Annotated in this window: 11 protein-coding genes; 8 read left to right on the top strand and 3 right to left on the bottom strand. The window is 62.4% G+C overall.

The genetic code is table 11. The features are described 5' to 3' along the window. Window positions 1–36 precede the first annotated feature (36 nt). Window positions 37–2,154 carry a tetratricopeptide repeat protein gene (locus AB1A62_RS07220; RefSeq protein ID WP_366660846.1) on the bottom strand — a complete coding sequence of 706 codons (2,118 nt, stop codon included), beginning with the start codon at window positions 2,152–2,154 and terminating at the stop codon, window positions 37–39. Between the two features lie 224 nt (window positions 2,155–2,378). Between AB1A62_RS07220 and secE the strand changes: the two genes are divergently transcribed. Together secE and nusG are read left to right on the top strand one after the other, a co-directional pair. Further along, window positions 2,379–2,576, top strand: a complete 198-nt coding sequence (gene secE, locus AB1A62_RS07215; RefSeq protein ID WP_019298606.1) for a preprotein translocase subunit SecE — start codon at window positions 2,379–2,381, stop codon at window positions 2,574–2,576. A gap of 224 nt (window positions 2,577–2,800) precedes the next feature. After that, entirely contained in the window at window positions 2,801–3,334 is a 534-nt protein-coding gene (nusG, locus tag AB1A62_RS07210; RefSeq protein WP_039150217.1) for a transcription termination/antitermination protein NusG, read from the top strand. A gap of 137 nt (window positions 3,335–3,471) precedes the next feature. Here nusG and AB1A62_RS07205 read toward each other — a convergent pair whose 3' ends face one another. Continuing rightward, window positions 3,472–4,803 (bottom strand): hypothetical protein, encoded by a 1,332-nt coding sequence (locus tag AB1A62_RS07205; RefSeq protein ID WP_366660845.1) that lies wholly within the window; start codon window positions 4,801–4,803, stop codon window positions 3,472–3,474. 253 nt (window positions 4,804–5,056) lie between these two features. On the opposite strand from AB1A62_RS07205, the gene rplK reads away from it, so the two are divergent. Both rplK and rplA read left to right on the top strand, forming a co-directional pair. Further along, window positions 5,057–5,482, top strand: coding sequence for a 50S ribosomal protein L11 (rplK, locus tag AB1A62_RS07200; protein ID WP_019298608.1), 426 nt, complete (start codon window positions 5,057–5,059; stop codon window positions 5,480–5,482). Window position 5,483: 1 nt separating this feature from the next. Then, on the top strand, window positions 5,484–6,182 hold the full coding sequence (gene rplA / locus AB1A62_RS07195; protein WP_366660844.1) for a 50S ribosomal protein L1: 699 nt from the start codon (window positions 5,484–5,486) through the stop codon (window positions 6,180–6,182). An 83-nt stretch (window positions 6,183–6,265) separates the two neighbouring features. On the opposite strand, the gene AB1A62_RS07190 is transcribed toward rplA, so the two are convergent. Further along, window positions 6,266–6,982 carry a hypothetical protein gene (locus AB1A62_RS07190; RefSeq protein WP_366660843.1) on the bottom strand — a complete coding sequence of 239 codons (717 nt, stop codon included), beginning with the start codon at window positions 6,980–6,982 and terminating at the stop codon, window positions 6,266–6,268. Between the two features lie 456 nt (window positions 6,983–7,438). Here AB1A62_RS07190 and rplJ point away from each other — a divergent pair, with 456 nt between their 5' ends. From rplJ to rpoC, 4 genes are all read left to right on the top strand, one after another. Then, window positions 7,439–7,957: a 50S ribosomal protein L10 gene (rplJ, locus tag AB1A62_RS07185; protein ID WP_174149354.1), complete on the top strand. Its 519-nt coding sequence runs from the start codon at window positions 7,439–7,441 to the stop codon at window positions 7,955–7,957. Between the two features lie 81 nt (window positions 7,958–8,038). Continuing rightward, window positions 8,039–8,413, top strand: a complete 375-nt coding sequence (gene rplL / locus AB1A62_RS07180) for a 50S ribosomal protein L7/L12 (protein WP_027236232.1) — start codon at window positions 8,039–8,041, stop codon at window positions 8,411–8,413. A gap of 248 nt (window positions 8,414–8,661) precedes the next feature. After that, window positions 8,662–12,798, top strand: coding sequence for a DNA-directed RNA polymerase subunit beta (gene rpoB / locus AB1A62_RS07175; protein ID WP_366660842.1), 4,137 nt, complete (start codon window positions 8,662–8,664; stop codon window positions 12,796–12,798). 53 nt (window positions 12,799–12,851) lie between these two features. Next, window positions 12,852–17,093 carry a DNA-directed RNA polymerase subunit beta' gene (gene rpoC / locus AB1A62_RS07170; RefSeq protein WP_366660841.1) on the top strand — a complete coding sequence of 1,414 codons (4,242 nt, stop codon included), beginning with the start codon at window positions 12,852–12,854 and terminating at the stop codon, window positions 17,091–17,093. Window positions 17,094–17,222 lie beyond the last annotated feature (129 nt).

The following is a 17,222-nucleotide window of genomic DNA, read 5'->3' as shown; positions in this document are numbered from 1 at the left end:
CGCTGCCCTTTCGGGCAGGCCGTTTGTTTTGGCCGGTCACTCCAGGTCGATGTGGCCCGGCGCCTGCCCCTGCAGCTGCCGCTCGCAGGCGGCGTCAAAGGCGCGCTCCACCTGACGGGCCAGCCGCCCCGGGCTGAACAGCGCGGCGGTCTGCTGCTGCGCACGGAGCCGGCCGCGCAGGCCGGCGGCGGCCTTATCGTCCGCAGCCAATTCAGCGGCTTTGGCCTCATACTCCTCCGCGCTGGCGGCGATCATGTCCGGCAGGCCGGCGGCCTGCAGCAGGCTGGCCGAGGTGCGGGCGGCGAATTGCTGGCCGGGCAGGGTGAGGACCGGCAGGCCGGCGGACAGGGCGTCGCGGGCGGTGGCGGTGGCGTTGACGGTGAAGCTGTCCAGGAACAGATCCGCCAGCGGCAGGCGGGCCAGGTGATCCGCACGGCCGGCCGCCGGGGCAAAGGCCAGCCGGTCCGGGTCAACCCCGCGGGCAGCGGCAGCGCGGCGCAGGTTGGATACGGCATGTTCGCCGTTGTCAGCCAGCCACAACGCGCTGTCCGGGGCGCCTTGCAGCAGCCGCATCCAGATATCAAATTCCTGCGGTGTGATCCGGCTGCCGCTGGCAAAGCTGCAGAACACGAAGCCCTCCGCGGGCAGGCCGCAGGCGGCGCGGCCGGGGGTGCCGGACGGCGCCGCGGGCACGGCAGCCTGGTGGCCGCCGGCCAGGCGCAACAGGTGTTCGTTGTGGTAGCGCTCGCTGCCGGGCGGGCAGGCGGCCGCATCGCTGATCAGGTAATCATAGGCGGCAGAGCCCATGGTGCCGGGGTAGCCGGGGAAGGCGATGTGCAGCGGCGCCAGCCGGGCGGCGAACAGCGGCAGCGCACCGCCGCCGTAATAGCCGGAGAGATCCACCGCGGCATCAAGCCGGTCTGCCTTCACCGCCTCAGCCATCTGTTCCGGAGCGCTGGCATCCAGAACCTTGAGACTGCTGAATTGCTGAGCCACGCTGTCCGGCAGGCCTGCGCCAACCGCATAAATACGGATGTCAAAGCGGCCATAATCGTGGGCGGCAAGCATTCCGCCGTGCTGGTCCAGCACCGCCGCGGCGTCGCGGGCGGCGAAGAAATAGCCGATCCGCAGCCGGCCGGGCCGCTGCCCGGCGGGCGGGGTGCTGTTCAGCTCCGCAGCCCCGAACAGATCGCTGGCATAGGACTGGGCGCGGGCGCGCAGGAGGTCGGGATTGTCCTCCATCAGCATCAGGGCGCTGGGGTCGCAGCCGCTGCCGCGCAGGCCCAGCTGGCGGCGGTGACCGGCATATTCCGGCAGCCAGCGCCAGTCATTCAGCTCTGCCAGCATGTGCAGACGCTGGGTGCGGGCGCGGTCGTCCGAGGGGTCAGCCTCCAGCACCTTGTCGAAACACGGCAGCGCATCGGCAAAGGCGCCCTCAGCTTTCAGCAGCAGGCCCAGCTGGTACTGCGCTTCTGTCAGGGCGGGGTTCAGCTTGACCGCTTGGGTGTAATGCGCCTTGGCATCCTCAGCCGCGCCCTGCTGGGTCAGGAGACCCGCCAGCGTGACATGCAGCGCCGCGTCATGCGGAGCTAGAGCCACCGCCTTGCGCAGCATGGCGGCCGCCTTCTGGCTCTGGCCGCGCTTGATCAGCACCTCTGCCTTGCCGTGCAGCGCGGGCAGGCAGCCGGCGTTGAGGGTCAGCGACTTCTCAAACAGCGCCATGGCGTTGTCCAGCTCGCCGCGGGCGGTTTTCACGCGGCCCATGGCGGCATAGGTCGACGGGGCGCGGGGATTGAGGCCGATCGCCTTGTTCAGGCAGGTGGCGGCATTGTCCAGATGGCCGGCGGCCAGGTGGCAGCGGCCCAGGAAATCCCACAGGAAATGCGATTCGCGGAAGGTCTTGAGCAGCGCGCCGCAGCTTTCAGCGGCCTCGAAATGGCGGCCCTCCGCCAGCGCCTCCTCCAGCCCGGCCTGATGCACCGGCGACGGGTCGGTCTGCGAGTCCAGCCGTTTGCGCAGCCCCTCCAGCGCCGATTGCGCGCGCTTGTTACGGGGATTGCGGGACAGGATGCCGGCATAGGCCATGGCGGCATCTTCAAACTTGGCGTCGCGTTCGAACTGTTCGGCCTCGGACAGGGAATTGGCTGGTGTCATGGCTTCCGATCTCAATAATTCACACGGTCCGGCCCCGGGCGGCGCGATGGGCCGCAGGGAACCTCTGGAGTCAATTTTGCCAGTAGTGGATTAAAATTGGATTGACCTGGCGTTCGCTGCCTGCGCAACACCCGCAACGGGCCGGGCAGAAGGGCCGCAGGGCTTGAATTCACGGGCCGCTCCGGTTACATCGCCCTGACTGCTAGCAGAGAGACACCCCCAGTATGGCAACTATCAACCCCGTTCAGTTCATCCAGCAGGTTCGCGCCGAAGTATCCAAGGTCGTCTGGCCGACCCGCCGCGAAGTGCTGCTGACCACGGTCATGGTGTTCATCATGGCGGCGCTGACGGCGCTGTTCTTTGCGCTGGTCGACCTGCTGATCCGCTTTGGCCTGCAAGGGCTTCTGGGGATGTTCGGGTAAGCCCGCAGCGGTTTTCAGGCGTCCCCTGCCGCGCAGGCCATTATCTTGGCGGCCCTTGATCTTGGCAGCAATGGGCGGTAGGTGATCCGGAACTATTGAGGCGGGCGTGCAGCGATTCGGTTTGCACGCCGCTTTTTGTTGGAGAGCGCAGCGTTAGGGCTGCAGCGGGATGATCAGGCAGCGGCGCGGCACAGGCCCGCCCGGCAGAACAAGGACAACGGTTCATGGCGAAACGGTGGTATTCGGTCAGCGTTCTTTCGAACTTCGAAAAGAAAATCGCAGAGCAGATCCGCACCTCGGTCGCAGAACAGGGCCTTGAGGACGAGATCGACGAGGTTCTGGTCCCCACCGAAGAGGTGATCGAGATCCGCCGCGGCAAGAAGGTCTCGACCGAGCGCCGCTTCATGCCCGGCTACGTGCTGGTGCATATGGAAATGTCCGACCGCGGCTATCACCTGATCTCCTCGATCAACCGGGTCACCGGCTTCCTCGGCCCGCAGGGCCGCCCGATGCCGATGCGCGACGCAGAGGTGCAGGGCATCCTGGGCCGCGTCGAGGAGGGCGTCGAGGCGCCGCGCACCCTGATCCACTACGAAGTGGGCGAGAAGGTGAAAGTGAACGACGGCCCGTTCGAGGATTTCGACGGCATGGTCGAAGAGGTCGACGAGGACAACCAGAAGCTCAAAGTCACCGTGTCGATCTTCGGCCGCGAGACCCCGGTGGAGCTGGACTTCACCCAGGTGACCAAGCAGGGGTGATAGATCCCTCAGTGGAATTTGAGGCGCCGCGCTGGGTTCAGCGCGGCGTTTTTTGTGTGTGGCAGGGATGCTTCTGATGCTGTTTCAGTCTGATAGAGTGCTTGTGCAAGTCAGCTTGCCGCCGTTTTTTACTTAAGTCAGCCAGACCGGGTAATGAAGTTCTCATACCCGGTGTTGGGCAGATTGGAATTCCATCTGATGCGCCCGCTGCGGCGGTCAAACGATCCGATGATCAATCCAAGGGCAGTCGGGCCTGCCTGGCACAAAAGAGTAGCACCTATCAAAAAGCCGATAACAAATGCGATGTCGCTCCAAGATCCGATGCCCGCAGCCACGTCCCTAAAGATGGATCGCGACATGTCTGATGCACTCAAAATGCAGAGAAGGGCAGCCCAGAGAACTGCCCGGCCGGAATGGCGTAGGATCAAGCTGCTCTTCACTCCCTGCTGTGCAAGCCCTCTGAAGAACCTGAAGTTTGCGCGTGGCCTGAGCGCCAGCATTGTGATTTGCAAAAGAGGGCCGATGACAGGAATTTTTTGCGCCCCTTGCAACGGCCCCGATTGGTAGTCGAAGGAAGTGCGTTTCCCGGCGTCAACAAATTTTGCAATGTTCGCTTGGTTTGCTGCCCTTGAAGCATCTATGTTTTTCTTGCCGGGAAGGGATGCAAACAATTCTTCAGAAGGCCAAGCTTCCACCTCTACTGCGCCGTCATGGTTTAGGGGGTAATAGGGAGTGGCCAGAGGTCCCTTGTTGGTTTGCCATAGCTGCCGCGGTGAGTTTTGGCCATCTTCGGTTTGAAACTTGAAAAGGTCAAAGCACCAAAGCACCCCCTGTTTTTCAAGTTCTCTAACTTGCTCAGGGGCAAAACCATTGCCGAAGGTTTTATCAGCTTGGGCAGCAGAAAGTGTCTCTTGGTAGGCATCAGATTGGGTCAAAAGGCTGATCCAATAACTGATGGCCTCCTTGTGAGGCAGGAGCTGAAAGCCATAAGATTTGATCGCAGCAGGTACGATTAAATCAAGCGGGATCTGTTCGGCGGCTGCAGTCATACGGACGTGAAGTTCATCCAGTTCAGGTTGAAGTCCGGCCAAATTTTCTGTCGATAGGTCCGGGTAGTCAGCTGCGCTTTCAGAAACGCGGACCACCAGATCCACATAGTCCTGAAAAACATTTGCTGCTTGGTCAAATCCCATCCGGCGAAAGCAAACGGCTCTTTGGCGGTTCCAGATGACGTCGTCGCCTTCGCAACCGGCTCTCAGATCATTTGCCGCGTAAGCAAAGGTCATCAAGTCTTGCAGAAGGTAATCTTCGTGAATGTCTTCCGCTAGGCTAAGTTCTTCTAGAACGGCTTTGATTTTGTCGCATTTGATAAAGCGGTCATTTATGTCGGTTAAACTGCCGAGATGAGATTTTAGAGTTTTGAAGGATTTTTGGGAGCTGTTCGGCACCACGATTTTCATATCAATCACTTCAAAGCTCCGTAAGTATGAAGTCTGTTAGGTTTGAATGCGCCGCAAATCTCCCATATGAGGGTGCGGAATCCAAGCTTGCAGCTTTCTGCCCCTGTCGGCTTGCCAACCCCCGCATTCCCCTGTAAACGCCGCCTCTATCGTCTTCGGGCGAGATTCTCTCGTGGGAGATGGACGGATCGCGATCCTGAAATCCGACCACGCAACATTCTCCGGGCGGAACGCGTTCCGTCCTCGTTGAAAGGAAAACCAAATGGCTAAGAAGCTTGTTGGTTCGATGAAGCTGCAGGTTCCTGCAGGTCAGGCAAACCCCTCTCCGCCCGTCGGCCCGGCCCTGGGTCAGCGCGGCATCAACATCATGGAATTCTGCAAGGCGTTCAACGCCAAGACCGCAGACATGGAGCCCGGTGCGCCGTGCCCAACCGTGATCACCTACTATCAGGACAAGTCCTTCACCATGGACATCAAGACGCCGCCCGCGTCTTACTACCTGAAGAAGGCGGCCAAGGTGAAATCCGGTGCGAACAACCCGAGCCGGGAAACCGTCGGCACCGTGACCGTGGCCCAGGTGAAAGAAATCGCCGAAGCCAAGATGAAAGATCTGAACGCCAACGACATCGACGCGGCAATGCAGATCATCCTGGGCTCCGCCCGCTCCATGGGCATCGAGGTGAAGTAAGATGGCAAAGCTCGGTAAACGCACCCGCGCCGCGCGCGAAGCTTTCGCAGGCAAAGAAAACCTGTCCGTGGAAGAAGCTGTTGCCCTGGTGAAAGCCAACGCAACCTCGAAGTTCGACGAGACCGTCGAGATCGCCCTGAACCTGGGCGTCGACACCCGCCACGCAGACCAGATGGTCCGCGGCGTGGTCGGCCTGCCGAACGGCACCGGCAAAGCCATGCGCGTTGCTGTGTTCGCCCGCGGCCCCAAGGCTGACGAAGCGACCGCAGCCGGTGCAGACATCGTCGGCGCCGAAGACCTGATGGAAGCGATCCAAGGCGGCAAGATCGACTTTGACCGCTGCATCGCCACCCCGGACATGATGCCCGTCGTCGGCCGTCTGGGCAAAATCCTGGGCCCGCGCAACCTGATGCCGAACCCGAAAGTCGGCACCGTGACCATGGACGTGAAAGCGGCCGTGGAAGCAGCCAAGGGCGGCGAAGTCCAGTTCAAAGCTGAAAAAGGCGGTGTTGTGCACGCCGGCGTCGGCAAAGCGTCCTTCGACGAAGCCAAGCTGGTCGAGAACGTCCGTGCCTTCGTGTCGGCCGTGGCCAAAGCCAAGCCGTCGGGCGCCAAAGGCGCTTACATGAAAAAGATCAACCTGTCCTCGACCATGGGTCCGGGCATCACGGTTGACGTGGACAACGCTGTTACCGAGTAATCGGAGACACAGCTGATGTCAGAAGGCCCGGCGGATCTGATCCTGCCGGGCCTTTTCTTTGTCCGGGGCCGTTTGACGGGCGCTCAGCGCAGGCCGCGGCGGCAGGGGCCGTAGTGCTGCTCCAGCAGCAGCCGCAGCCGCCGCGGCTTGCCCGCGGCCGCCAGCTGCACGATGCGGGGCAAGAGGCCTTGATCCTTCAGCCCGGCGACCAGGTTGTGGCCGGTGCCCTTCAGGACATAGTGGTGGATCCTGCGGTGGGCCGGGAAGCGGCGCCAGTGGATTTCCTCCTCCGCCGCATCGCCGTGAAAGATGAAATGCCCGCATCGCTCCGGGTCGAGGCTGCCGACCGTCTCGAACCGGTAGGGCGGGAAGCGGCGGCGCCAGTACTGCCAGCGGGTTTCCTCCGGCACGTGATCGGGGTGCATGGAGAACTGCGGCGAGAAGGCGATGGCGCGGTCGATCCGGGTCAGCTGCGGCAGAACCAGCGCCATGAAACCGCCCATGCTGTTGCCGAGGGTGATCACCTCGGTGATCGCGAACTGCGCCCGGATGCGTTCGATCTCCTGGACGATGAGGGCGGTGAGGTCCGGGTCGTTCATCCAGCTGCGGCGCTTGTCGGAGACCATCAGCAGGTGGTTCCGCCCGCCGTCCGAGGCGGTGCCGGGAAATTCGAACGGCGGCATTTCATGCCGCTGGGTGCCGACGCCGCTGAGGCAGACGAACAGCCGGCTGCCGGTGCCGTGCTGGTGGATGATGCTGTGATCCCCGTTGCGGGCGATGGGATCGGTGATAAGCTGCATGCAAGGGGCCTGGAGCGCTGCGGGTGGTCTGTTCCGGTATGAAGCGGACGGCACGCGCTTGTCGAGGCGGCGGCAGGAGCGGCGCGGAAGCTGTGCCTTGCCCGGCACACCCCGGCCTGCAAGGGGCAGCTGGCGCCGGCCGCGGCCGGGCTGCGGCCAAACTTGGCCTGCGGCGCGGATTTGCCCTTGGAAATCCCCTCAAATGCGACTAACTACGGCCTTGAGATAAAGCGTGCGATTCGTCGTGCGCTTTATTTCATTTCGTCCAAGATGGTGGGTGGCCTCCGATCGGGCCTTAATTTCCCTCCTGAGACGGGTACAGACCAAGAAGATCGGGGGTTTTCAATCCCTCGGGCGGATTTGGCTCATCCCGTAAAACGGACCTGAACGCCGGTTCCTTTGCGGGCCGGCAAATATGAGCCGGGATGTGCAAGCATCCCTAACTTGGAGAGAACTGTGGATAGAGCCCAGAAAGAGAAAGTGGTCGAGGAACTCGGCCAGATCTTCGAAAGCTCTGGCGTCGTGGTGGTAGCTCACTACGCCGGTCTGACAGTTGCCGAGATGCAGGATCTGCGCGCGCGTGCAAGCGACGCGAACAGCTCCGTGCGTGTTGCCAAGAACAGGCTCGCCAAAATCGCCCTCGAGGGTAAGCCGTGTGCAAGCATGGCCGGCCTGCTGACAGGGATGACCGTTCTGACCTACTCCGAAGATCCCGTGTCCGCTGCAAAAGTGGCCGAGGATTTCGCCAAGGATAACAAAAAGTTTGAGATCCTCGGCGGCGCAATGGGTGAGAACGCTCTGGACCGTGCCGGTGTCGAAGCCGTGTCGAAAATGCCGTCCCGCGACGAGCTTATTGCTCAGATCGCAAGCTGCATTGGCGCACCCGCTTCCAACATCGCCGGCGCGATTGGCGCACCTGCAAGCAACATCGCAAGCATCCTTTCGACCATCGAAGAGAAGGCGGAAGCTGCGTAAGCGGTTGGCACTGAATGGCTGGCGTGGGGCACAAGCCCGCACGTTGGAACACACATACTGTAAACGGAAAGAGCTGATACAATGGCTGATCTGAAAGCACTCGCAGAAAGCATCGTGGGTCTGACCCTGCTGGAAGCACAAGAACTGAAAACCATCCTGAAAGACGAATACGGCATCGAGCCCGCAGCTGGCGGCGCAGTTGTCATGGCAGCTGGCGGCGACGCCGGCGGTGCAGCTGAAGAAGAAAAGACCGAATTCGACGTCGTTCTGAAGAACGCCGGCGCTTCCAAGATCAACGTGATCAAAGAAGTCCGCGGCATCACCGGCCTGGGCCTGAAAGAAGCCAAAGAGCTGGTCGAAGCTGGCGGCAAAATCAAAGAAGGCATCGACAAAGCCGAAGCAGAAGACATCAAAGCCAAGCTGGAAGCAGCTGGCGCCGAAGTCGAGCTGGCCTAAGTCCTGCCTCTGGTGCATCTCCGGTGCATCGGAAATTTGGCTGGGTCCGGAATTTTCCGGGCCCAGCCGAACCTGTCTTAAAAAGGGCCTCATCCGAGGGGCGCTTTTTCAGGCGAGGTTCAAGGGATCGGGAGGCTGCCTTCGGGACGGTGGCCATGAATTGATCCGAACACGCTGTCTCGTATGGGCAAGGAGCCGGGGCCCGGCGGCCTCCTTGACCGGTGAGAACTCGAAAGGTGACATCTGACATGGCTCAATCGTTCCTTGGCCAGAAACGTCTACGCAAATATTACGGCAAAATCCGCGAAGTGCTGGAGATGCCGAACCTCATCGAGGTGCAGAAATCTTCTTATGACCTTTTCCTGCGCTCCGGCGATGCAGCAGAGCCGCTGGACGGCGAAGGCATCAAAGGTGTGTTCCAGTCGGTTTTCCCGATCAAGGATTTCAACGAAACCTCCGTGCTGGAGTTCGTGAAATACGCGTTTGAAAAGCCGAAGTACGACGTCGAAGAGTGCATGCAGCGCGATATGACCTATTCGGCGCCGCTGAAGGTCACCCTGCGCCTGATCGTGTTTGATGTCGATGAGGACACTGGCGCCAAGTCGGTGAAGGACATCAAGGAGCAGGACGTCTTCATGGGCGACATGCCCCTGATGACCCCGAACGGCACCTTCATCGTGAACGGCACCGAGCGTGTGATCGTGTCCCAGATGCACCGCTCGCCGGGCGTGTTCTTCGACCACGACAAGGGCAAGACCCACTCCTCGGGCAAGCTGCTGTTTGCCTGCCGCATCATCCCGTACCGCGGCTCCTGGCTGGACTTCGAGTTCGACGCCAAGGACATCGTCTTTGCCCGTATCGACCGCCGCCGCAAACTGCCGGTGACCACCCTGCTGTACGCCCTGGGCCTGGACCAGGAAGGCATCATGGATGCCTATTACAACACCGTGCAGTTCAAGCTGGAGAAATCCCGCGGCTGGGTCACCCCGTTCTTCCCGGAACGCGTGCGCGGCACCCGCCCGACCTATGACCTGGTGGACGCTGCCACCGGCGAGATCATCTGCGAAGCCGGCAAGAAGGTCACTCCGCGCGCCGTCAAGAAGATGATCGAAGAAGGCACCATCACCGAGCTGCTGGTTCCCTTCGAGCACATCGTCGGCAAGTTCGTCTCCAAGGACATCATCAACGAAGACAACGGCGCGATCTATGTCGAGGCCGGTGATGAGCTGACCCTGGAATACGACAAGGACGGCGAGCTGATCGGCGGTTCCCTGAAGGAACTGCTGGATGCGGGCATCACCGACATTCCGGTGCTGGACATCGACAACGTCAACGTCGGCCCGTACATGCGCAACACCATGGCGCAAGACAAGAACATGGACCGCAACAGCGCGCTGATGGACATCTACCGCGTGATGCGTCCGGGCGAGCCGCCCACCGTCGAAGCCGCCTCGGCGCTGTTCGACACCCTGTTCTTCGATTCCGAGCGTTACGACCTGTCCGCCGTTGGCCGCGTGAAGATGAACATGCGCCTGGCTCTGGACGCCGAAGACACCCAGCGCACCCTGCGCAAGGAAGACATCGTCGCCTGTATCAAGGCGCTGGTCGACCTGCGTGACGGCCGCGGCGATGTCGACGACATCGACCACCTGGGCAACCGCCGCGTGCGCTCCGTCGGCGAGCTGATGGAAAACCAGTACCGCGTCGGCCTGCTGCGCATGGAGCGTGCGATCAAGGAGCGGATGTCCTCCGTCGAGATCGACACCGTGATGCCGCAGGACCTGATCAACGCGAAACCGGCTGCTGCTGCTGTGCGTGAATTCTTTGGCTCCTCGCAGCTGTCGCAGTTCATGGACCAGACCAACCCGCTGTCGGAAGTCACCCACAAACGCCGCCTGTCGGCGCTTGGCCCGGGCGGCCTGACCCGCGAGCGCGCCGGCTTTGAGGTCCGCGACGTGCACCCGACCCACTATGGCCGGATGTGCCCGATTGAGACCCCGGAAGGCCCGAACATCGGTCTGATCAACTCGCTGGCGACCTTCGCGCGCGTCAACAAATACGGCTTCATCGAAACCCCCTACCGGGTGGTGAACGAAGGCCAGGTGACCGACGAAGTGCACTACATGTCGGCGACCGAGGAAATGCGCCACACCGTGGCGCAGGCGAACGCGACCCTGGACGAGAGCGGCAAGTTCATCAACGACCTGGTGTCGACCCGCCAGTCCGGCGACTACACCCTGGCGCCGCGCGAAAGCGTGGACCTGATCGACGTGTCGCCGAAGCAGCTGGTCTCCGTCGCTGCCTCGCTGATCCCGTTCCTGGAAAACGACGACGCCAACCGCGCTCTGATGGGCTCGAACATGCAGCGTCAGGCGGTTCCGCTGCTGCGTGCAGAGGCGCCGCTGGTCGGCACCGGCATCGAGGAAAAGGTTGCGATCGACTCCGGCGCGGCCATCCAGGCGAAACGTGCGGGCATCATCGACCAGGTGGATGCGCAGCGTATCGTGATCCGGGCCACCGAGGACCTGGAGCTGGGCGATGCGGGCGTTGACATCTACCGTCTGCGCAAGTTCCAGCGGTCCAACCAGAACACCACCATCAACCAGAAGCCTCTGGTCAAGGTGGGCGACACCGTTGCCAAGGGCGAAGTGATCGCCGACGGCCCGTCGACCGATATGGGCGAACTGGCACTGGGCAAAAACGTGGTCGTCGCGTTCATGCCGTGGAACGGCTACAACTACGAAGACTCGATCCTGATCTCCGAGCGCATCGCGCGCGACGACGTCTTCACCTCGGTCCACATCGAGGAGTTCGAAGTCGCCGCCCGTGACACCAAGCTCGGGCCGGAAGAAATCACCCGCGACATCCCCAACGTCGGCGAGGAAGCCCTGCGCAACCTCGACGAGGCAGGCATCGTCTACATCGGTGCCGATGTCGAGCCGGGCGACATTCTGGTCGGCAAGATCACTCCGAAGGGCGAAAGCCCGATGACCCCGGAAGAGAAGCTGCTGCGCGCCATCTTCGGCGAGAAGGCTTCCGACGTGCGCGACACCTCGCTGCGCGTGAAGCCGGGCGACTACGGTACTGTGGTCGAGGTGCGCGTCTTCAACCGCCACGGCGTGGAAAAAGACGAGCGTGCGCTGCAGATCGAGCGTGAGGAAGTCGAGCGTCTGGCCCGTGACCGGGACGACGAGCTGGCGATCCTGGACCGCAACATCTATGCCCGCCTGCGCGGCATGCTGCTGGGCAAAGTGGCCGTCAAAGGCCCGAAAGGCGTGCGTGCCGGTTCCCCGATCGACGAGGAGCTGCTGGATTCGCTGTCCCGCGGCCAGTGGTGGATGCTTGCCCTCGAGGATGAGCAGGACGCCCAGATCGTCGAGGCCCTGAACGAGCAGTACGAGGCGCAGAAGCGTGCCCTGGACGCCCGTTTCGAGGACAAGGTCGAGAAGGTCCGCCGCGGCGACGACCTGCCGCCGGGCGTGATGAAGATGGTCAAGGTCTTCATCGCGGTGAAGCGCAAGCTGCAGCCGGGCGACAAGATGGCCGGCCGTCACGGCAACAAAGGTGTGATCTCGAAAGTGGTGCCGATGGAGGACATGCCGTTCCTCGCCGACGGCACCCCGGTCGACTTCTGCCTCAACCCGCTGGGCGTGCCGTCGCGCATGAACGTCGGTCAGATCCTGGAGACCCACATGGGCTGGGCCGCGCGCGGCCTCGGCATCAAGGTGGACGAAGCGCTGCAGGAATACCGCCGCTCGGGCGACCTGACCCCGGTCCGTGAAGCGATGCACCACGCCTATGGCGACGATGTCTACGACGAAGGCATCGCCAGCATGGACGAGGACACGCTGATCGAAGCCGCAGGCAACGTGACCCGCGGTGTGCCGATTGCGACCCCGGTCTTCGACGGCGCCAAGGAAGACGATGTGAACAACGCCCTGGTGCGTGCGGGCTTTGACCAGTCCGGCCAGTCGATCCTGTTCGACGGCCGCACCGGCGAGCAGTTCGCGCGTCCGGTCACCGTTGGCATCAAGTACCTGCTGAAGCTGCACCACCTGGTGGACGACAAGATCCACGCGCGTTCCACCGGCCCGTACTCGCTGGTCACCCAGCAGCCGCTGGGCGGTAAGGCGCAGTTCGGCGGTCAGCGCTTCGGTGAGATGGAAGTCTGGGCTCTGGAAGCCTATGGCGCCGCCTACACCCTGCAGGAGATGCTCACCGTCAAATCGGATGACGTCGCCGGCCGGACCAAGGTCTATGAGTCGATCGTCAAGGGCGAGGATAACTTCGAGGCGGGCGTGCCGGAATCGTTCAACGTTCTGGTTAAAGAAGTCCGCGGCCTCGGCCTGAACATGGAACTCCTGGATGCGGAGGTTGAGGAGTAAGGGCCCCGCGCCCTTCTCCCGCTCCCCCCTTCCGCAAGATTTGAGGTATCAAAATGAACCAGGAAATCACCAACAACCCGTTCAACCCGCTGACCCCGCCGAAGGTCTTTGATGAAATCAAAGTCTCGCTGGCCAGCCCGGAACGGATCCTGTCTTGGTCCTACGGCGAAATCAAAAAGCCCGAGACCATCAACTACCGGACCTTCAAGCCGGAGCGCGACGGCCTGTTCTGTGCCCGGATCTTTGGCCCGATCAAAGACTACGAATGCCTGTGCGGCAAATATAAGCGGATGAAGTACCGCGGCGTCGTCTGCGAAAAATGCGGCGTCGAGGTCACCCTGCAGAAAGTGCGCCGCGAGCGCATGGGCCACATCGAACTGGCGGCGCCGGTTGCGCATATCTGGTTCCTGAAGTCGCTGCCCAGCCGCATCGGCCTGATGCTGGACATGACCCTGCGCGACCTGGAACGGGTTCTGTACTTTGAAAACTACGTCGTCATCGAGCCGGGTCTGACCGACCTGACCTATGGTCAGATGATGACCGAAGAAGAGTACATGGACGCCCAGGACGCCTATGGCATGGACGCCTTCACCGCCAACATCGGCGCCGAAGCGATCCGTGACATGCTGGCCCAGATCGACCTGGAATCGGAAGCCGAAACGCTGCGCGCCGAACTGGCCGAAGCGACCGGCGAACTGAAGCCCAAGAAGATCATCAAGCGTCTGAAAGTCGTTGAATCCTTCCTGGAGTCGGGCAACCGTCCGGAATGGATGATCATGACCGTGATCCCGGTCATTCCGCCGGAACTGCGCCCGCTGGTTCCGCTGGACGGCGGCCGCTTTGCGACCTCCGACCTGAACGACCTGTACCGCCGCGTGATCAACCGGAACAACCGCCTGAAGCGGCTGATCGAACTGCGCGCGCCGGACATCATCGTCCGCAACGAAAAGCGGATGCTGCAGGAGTCTGTTGACGCGCTGTTCGACAACGGCCGCCGCGGCCGCGTCATCACCGGCGCCAACAAGCGCCCGCTGAAGTCGCTGTCCGACATGCTGAAAGGCAAGCAGGGCCGCTTCCGCCAGAACCTTCTGGGTAAGCGCGTCGACTTCTCCGGCCGTTCGGTGATTGTGACCGGTCCCGAGCTGAAGCTGCACCAGTGCGGCCTGCCCAAGAAGATGGCGCTGGAGCTGTTCAAGCCCTTCATCTACTCGCGTCTGGAGGCCAAGGGCCTGTCCAGCACCGTGAAGCAGGCGAAGAAGCTGGTCGAGAAAGAGCGTCCCGAGGTTTGGGATATCCTGGATGAGGTGATCCGCGAGCACCCGGTGATGCTGAACCGCGCACCGACGCTGCACCGTCTTGGTATCCAGGCGTTTGAGCCCACGCTGATCGAAGGCAAGGCGATCCAGCTGCACCCGCTGGTCTGCTCGGCGTTCAACGCGGACTTCGACGGCGACCAGATGGCTGTGCACGTCCCGCTGAGCCTCGAGGCCCAGCTGGAAGCGCGCGTCCTGATGATGTCGACCAACAACGTTCTGTCGCCTGCCAACGGCGCGCCGATCATCGTTCCCTCGCAGGATATGATCCTGGGTCTCTACTATGTGACCCTGGAGCGCGAAGGCATGCCCGGCGAAGGCAAGATCTTCGGCACCATCGACGAGGTTCAGCACGCGCTGGACGCCGGCGAAGTGCATCTGCACTCCAAGATCACCGCGCGGATCACCCAGATCGACGAGGAAGGCAACGAGGTTCTCAAGCGCTTTGAGACCACCCCGGGCCGTGTCCGTCTGGGCGCGCTGCTGCCGAAGAACGCCAAGGCGCCGTTTGAACTGGTCAACCGCCTGCTGCGGAAGAAAGAGGTTCAGCAGGTCATCGACACCGTCTACCGCTACTGCGGCCAGAAGGAATCGGTCATCTTCTGCGACCAGATCATGACCATGGGCTTCCGCGAAGCGTTCAAGGCCGGCATCTCCTTCGGCAAGGACGACATGGTGATCCCGGACACCAAGTGGACCATCGTCGACGACACCCGCGAGCAGGTGAAAGACTTCGAACAGCAGTACATGGACGGCCTGATCACCCAGGGCGAAAAGTACAACAAAGTTGTCGATGCCTGGTCGAAGTGTAACGACAAGGTCACCGAAGCGATGATGGGCACCATCTCCGCGGACAAGCGGGACGAGAACGGCGCCGTGATGGAGCCGAACTCGGTCTACATGATGGCCCACTCGGGTGCGCGTGGCTCGGTTACTCAGATGAAACAGCTGGGCGGCATGCGCGGCCTGATGGCCAAGCCGAACGGCGACATCATCGAGACCCCGATCATCTCGAACTTTAAAGAAGGCCTGACCGTGCTCGAGTACTTCAACTCGACCCACGGCGCCCGTAAGGGTCTGTCGGATACCGCGCTTAAGACGGCGAACTCGGGTTACCTGACCCGCCGTCTGGTGGACGTGGCGCAGGACTGCATCGTGCGCGAGCACGACTGCGGCACCGAGCGTGCGATCACCGCAGAAGCGGCTGTGAACGACGGCGAGGTCGTGGCGTCGCTGGGCGAGCGCATCCTGGGCCGTGTGGCTGCGGATGACATCAAGAAGCCCGGCACCGAAGAGATCATCGTGGCCGCCGGCCAGCTGATCGACGAGCGCATGGCCGACGCAGTGGAAGAGGCCGGCGTGCAGTCGACCCGCATCCGCTCGCCGCTGACCTGTGAAAGCGAAGAGGGCGTCTGCGCCATGTGCTACGGCCGTGACCTGGCCCGCGGCACGCAGGTGAACACCGGCGAGGCCGTCGGCATCATCGCGGCGCAGTCGATCGGTGAACCCGGCACCCAGCTGACCATGCGGACCTTCCACATCGGCGGCGTTGCCCAGGGCGGCCAGCAGTCGTTCCTGGAAGCCAGCCAGGAAGGCAAGATCGTCTTCGAGATGCCGCAGACCTTGGAGAACGCCAACGGCGAGACCCTGGTTGTCGGCCGCAACATGAAGCTGATCATCCAGGACGAGCACGGCGAAGAGCGCGCCAGCCACAAGCTGGGCTACGGCTCCAAGCTGTTCGTCAAGGAAGGCCAGATGGTTGCCCGCGGCGACAAGCTGTTCGAATGGGACCCCTATACCCTGCCGATCATCGCCGAGAAGCCGGGTACCGCCAAGTATGTCGACCTGATCTCGGGCCTGGCTGTCCGCGACGAGACCGACGAAGCCACCGGCATGACCCAGAAGATCGTGATCGACTGGCGTGCGGCTCCGAAGGGCTCCGACCTGAAGCCGGAAATCATTCTGGTCGACGGCAACGGCGAGCCGGTGCGTAACGACGCCGGCAACCCGCTGACCTACCCGATGTCCGTGGATGCCATCCTGTCGGTCGAAGACGGCCAGCAGATCCTGGCCGGTGACGTGGTCGCGCGGATCCCGCGTGAAGGCGCCAAGACCAAGGACATCACCGGTGGTCTTCCGCGCGTTGCGGAACTGTTCGAAGCCCGCCGTCCGAAAGATCACGCGATCATCGCCGAAATCGATGGTTACGTGCGCTTCGGCCGCGACTACAAGAACAAGCGCCGCATCGCGATCGAGCCGTCGGACGAGTCGATGGAAGCCGTCGAATACATGGTGCCCAAGGGCAAGCACATTCCGGTCCAGGAAGGTGACTATGTCCAGAAGGGCGACTACATCATGGACGGCAACCCGGCGCCGCATGACATCCTGTCCATCATGGGTGTCGAGGCACTGGCGAACTACATGATCGACGAGGTCCAGGACGTCTACCGCCTGCAGGGTGTGAAGATCAACGACAAGCACATCGAGGTGATCGTCCGCCAGATGCTGCAGAAGTGGGAGATCTCCGACTCCGGCGACACCACGCTGCTGAAAGGCGAGCACGTGGACAAGCAGGAGTTCGACGCCGCCAACGAGAAGGCGCTGGCCCGCGGCAAGCGTCCGGCTCAGGGTGAACCGATCCTGCTCGGCATCACCAAGGCGTCTCTGCAGACCCGCTCCTTCATCTCGGCGGCCTCCTTCCAGGAGACCACCCGGGTTCTCACCGAGGCTTCGGTGCAGGGCAAGAAGGACAAGCTGGTCGGCCTCAAGGAGAACGTCATCGTGGGCCGCCTGATCCCGGCCGGCACCGGCGGTGCCACCCAGCGGGTGCGCCAGATCGCCCAGGGCCGCGACAACGTGGTTCTGGAAGCCCGCCGCGAGGAAGCCGAAGCCGCTGCAGCCCTGGCTGCGCCGGTGATGGACGAGGACGCGATGGACACCGATCTGGACAACCTGGTCGATACCCCGGAAAGCCGCGACTAAGCCTTGGCAGCAGACAAACGGAAAAGCCCCCGCATGGATGCATGCGGGGGCTTTTCCGTTTGTCTGCCGCCAAGGCTATCTGTTGCAGGGCAGGGAGGGCACAGGAATGGATGACGGTCTGCGGATGAT

The organism is Leisingera sp. JC11 (genome assembly GCF_040704725.1).
In the GTDB taxonomy this organism is placed as follows: domain Bacteria; phylum Pseudomonadota; class Alphaproteobacteria; order Rhodobacterales; family Rhodobacteraceae; genus Leisingera.
The sequence above is the reverse complement of the archived record's forward strand: the minus strand, read 5'-3'. Positions and strand labels throughout refer to the sequence as shown.

Coding starts and splice junctions, on each gene's coding strand:
- rplL (WP_027236232.1), top strand. CDS start 8,039: ATGGCTGATCTGAAAGCACTCGCAGAAAGCATCGTGGGTCTGACCCTG.
- AB1A62_RS07220 (WP_366660846.1), bottom strand. CDS start 2,154: ATGACACCAGCCAATTCCCTGTCCGAGGCCGAACAGTTCGAACGCGAC.
- nusG (WP_039150217.1), top strand. CDS start 2,801: ATGGCGAAACGGTGGTATTCGGTCAGCGTTCTTTCGAACTTCGAAAAG.
- rpoC (WP_366660841.1), top strand. CDS start 12,852: ATGAACCAGGAAATCACCAACAACCCGTTCAACCCGCTGACCCCGCCG.
- rpoB (WP_366660842.1), top strand. CDS start 8,662: ATGGCTCAATCGTTCCTTGGCCAGAAACGTCTACGCAAATATTACGGC.
- secE (WP_019298606.1), top strand. CDS start 2,379: ATGGCAACTATCAACCCCGTTCAGTTCATCCAGCAGGTTCGCGCCGAA.
- rplA (WP_366660844.1), top strand. CDS start 5,484: ATGGCAAAGCTCGGTAAACGCACCCGCGCCGCGCGCGAAGCTTTCGCA.
- AB1A62_RS07190 (WP_366660843.1), bottom strand. CDS start 6,982: ATGCAGCTTATCACCGATCCCATCGCCCGCAACGGGGATCACAGCATC.
- rplK (WP_019298608.1), top strand. CDS start 5,057: ATGGCTAAGAAGCTTGTTGGTTCGATGAAGCTGCAGGTTCCTGCAGGT.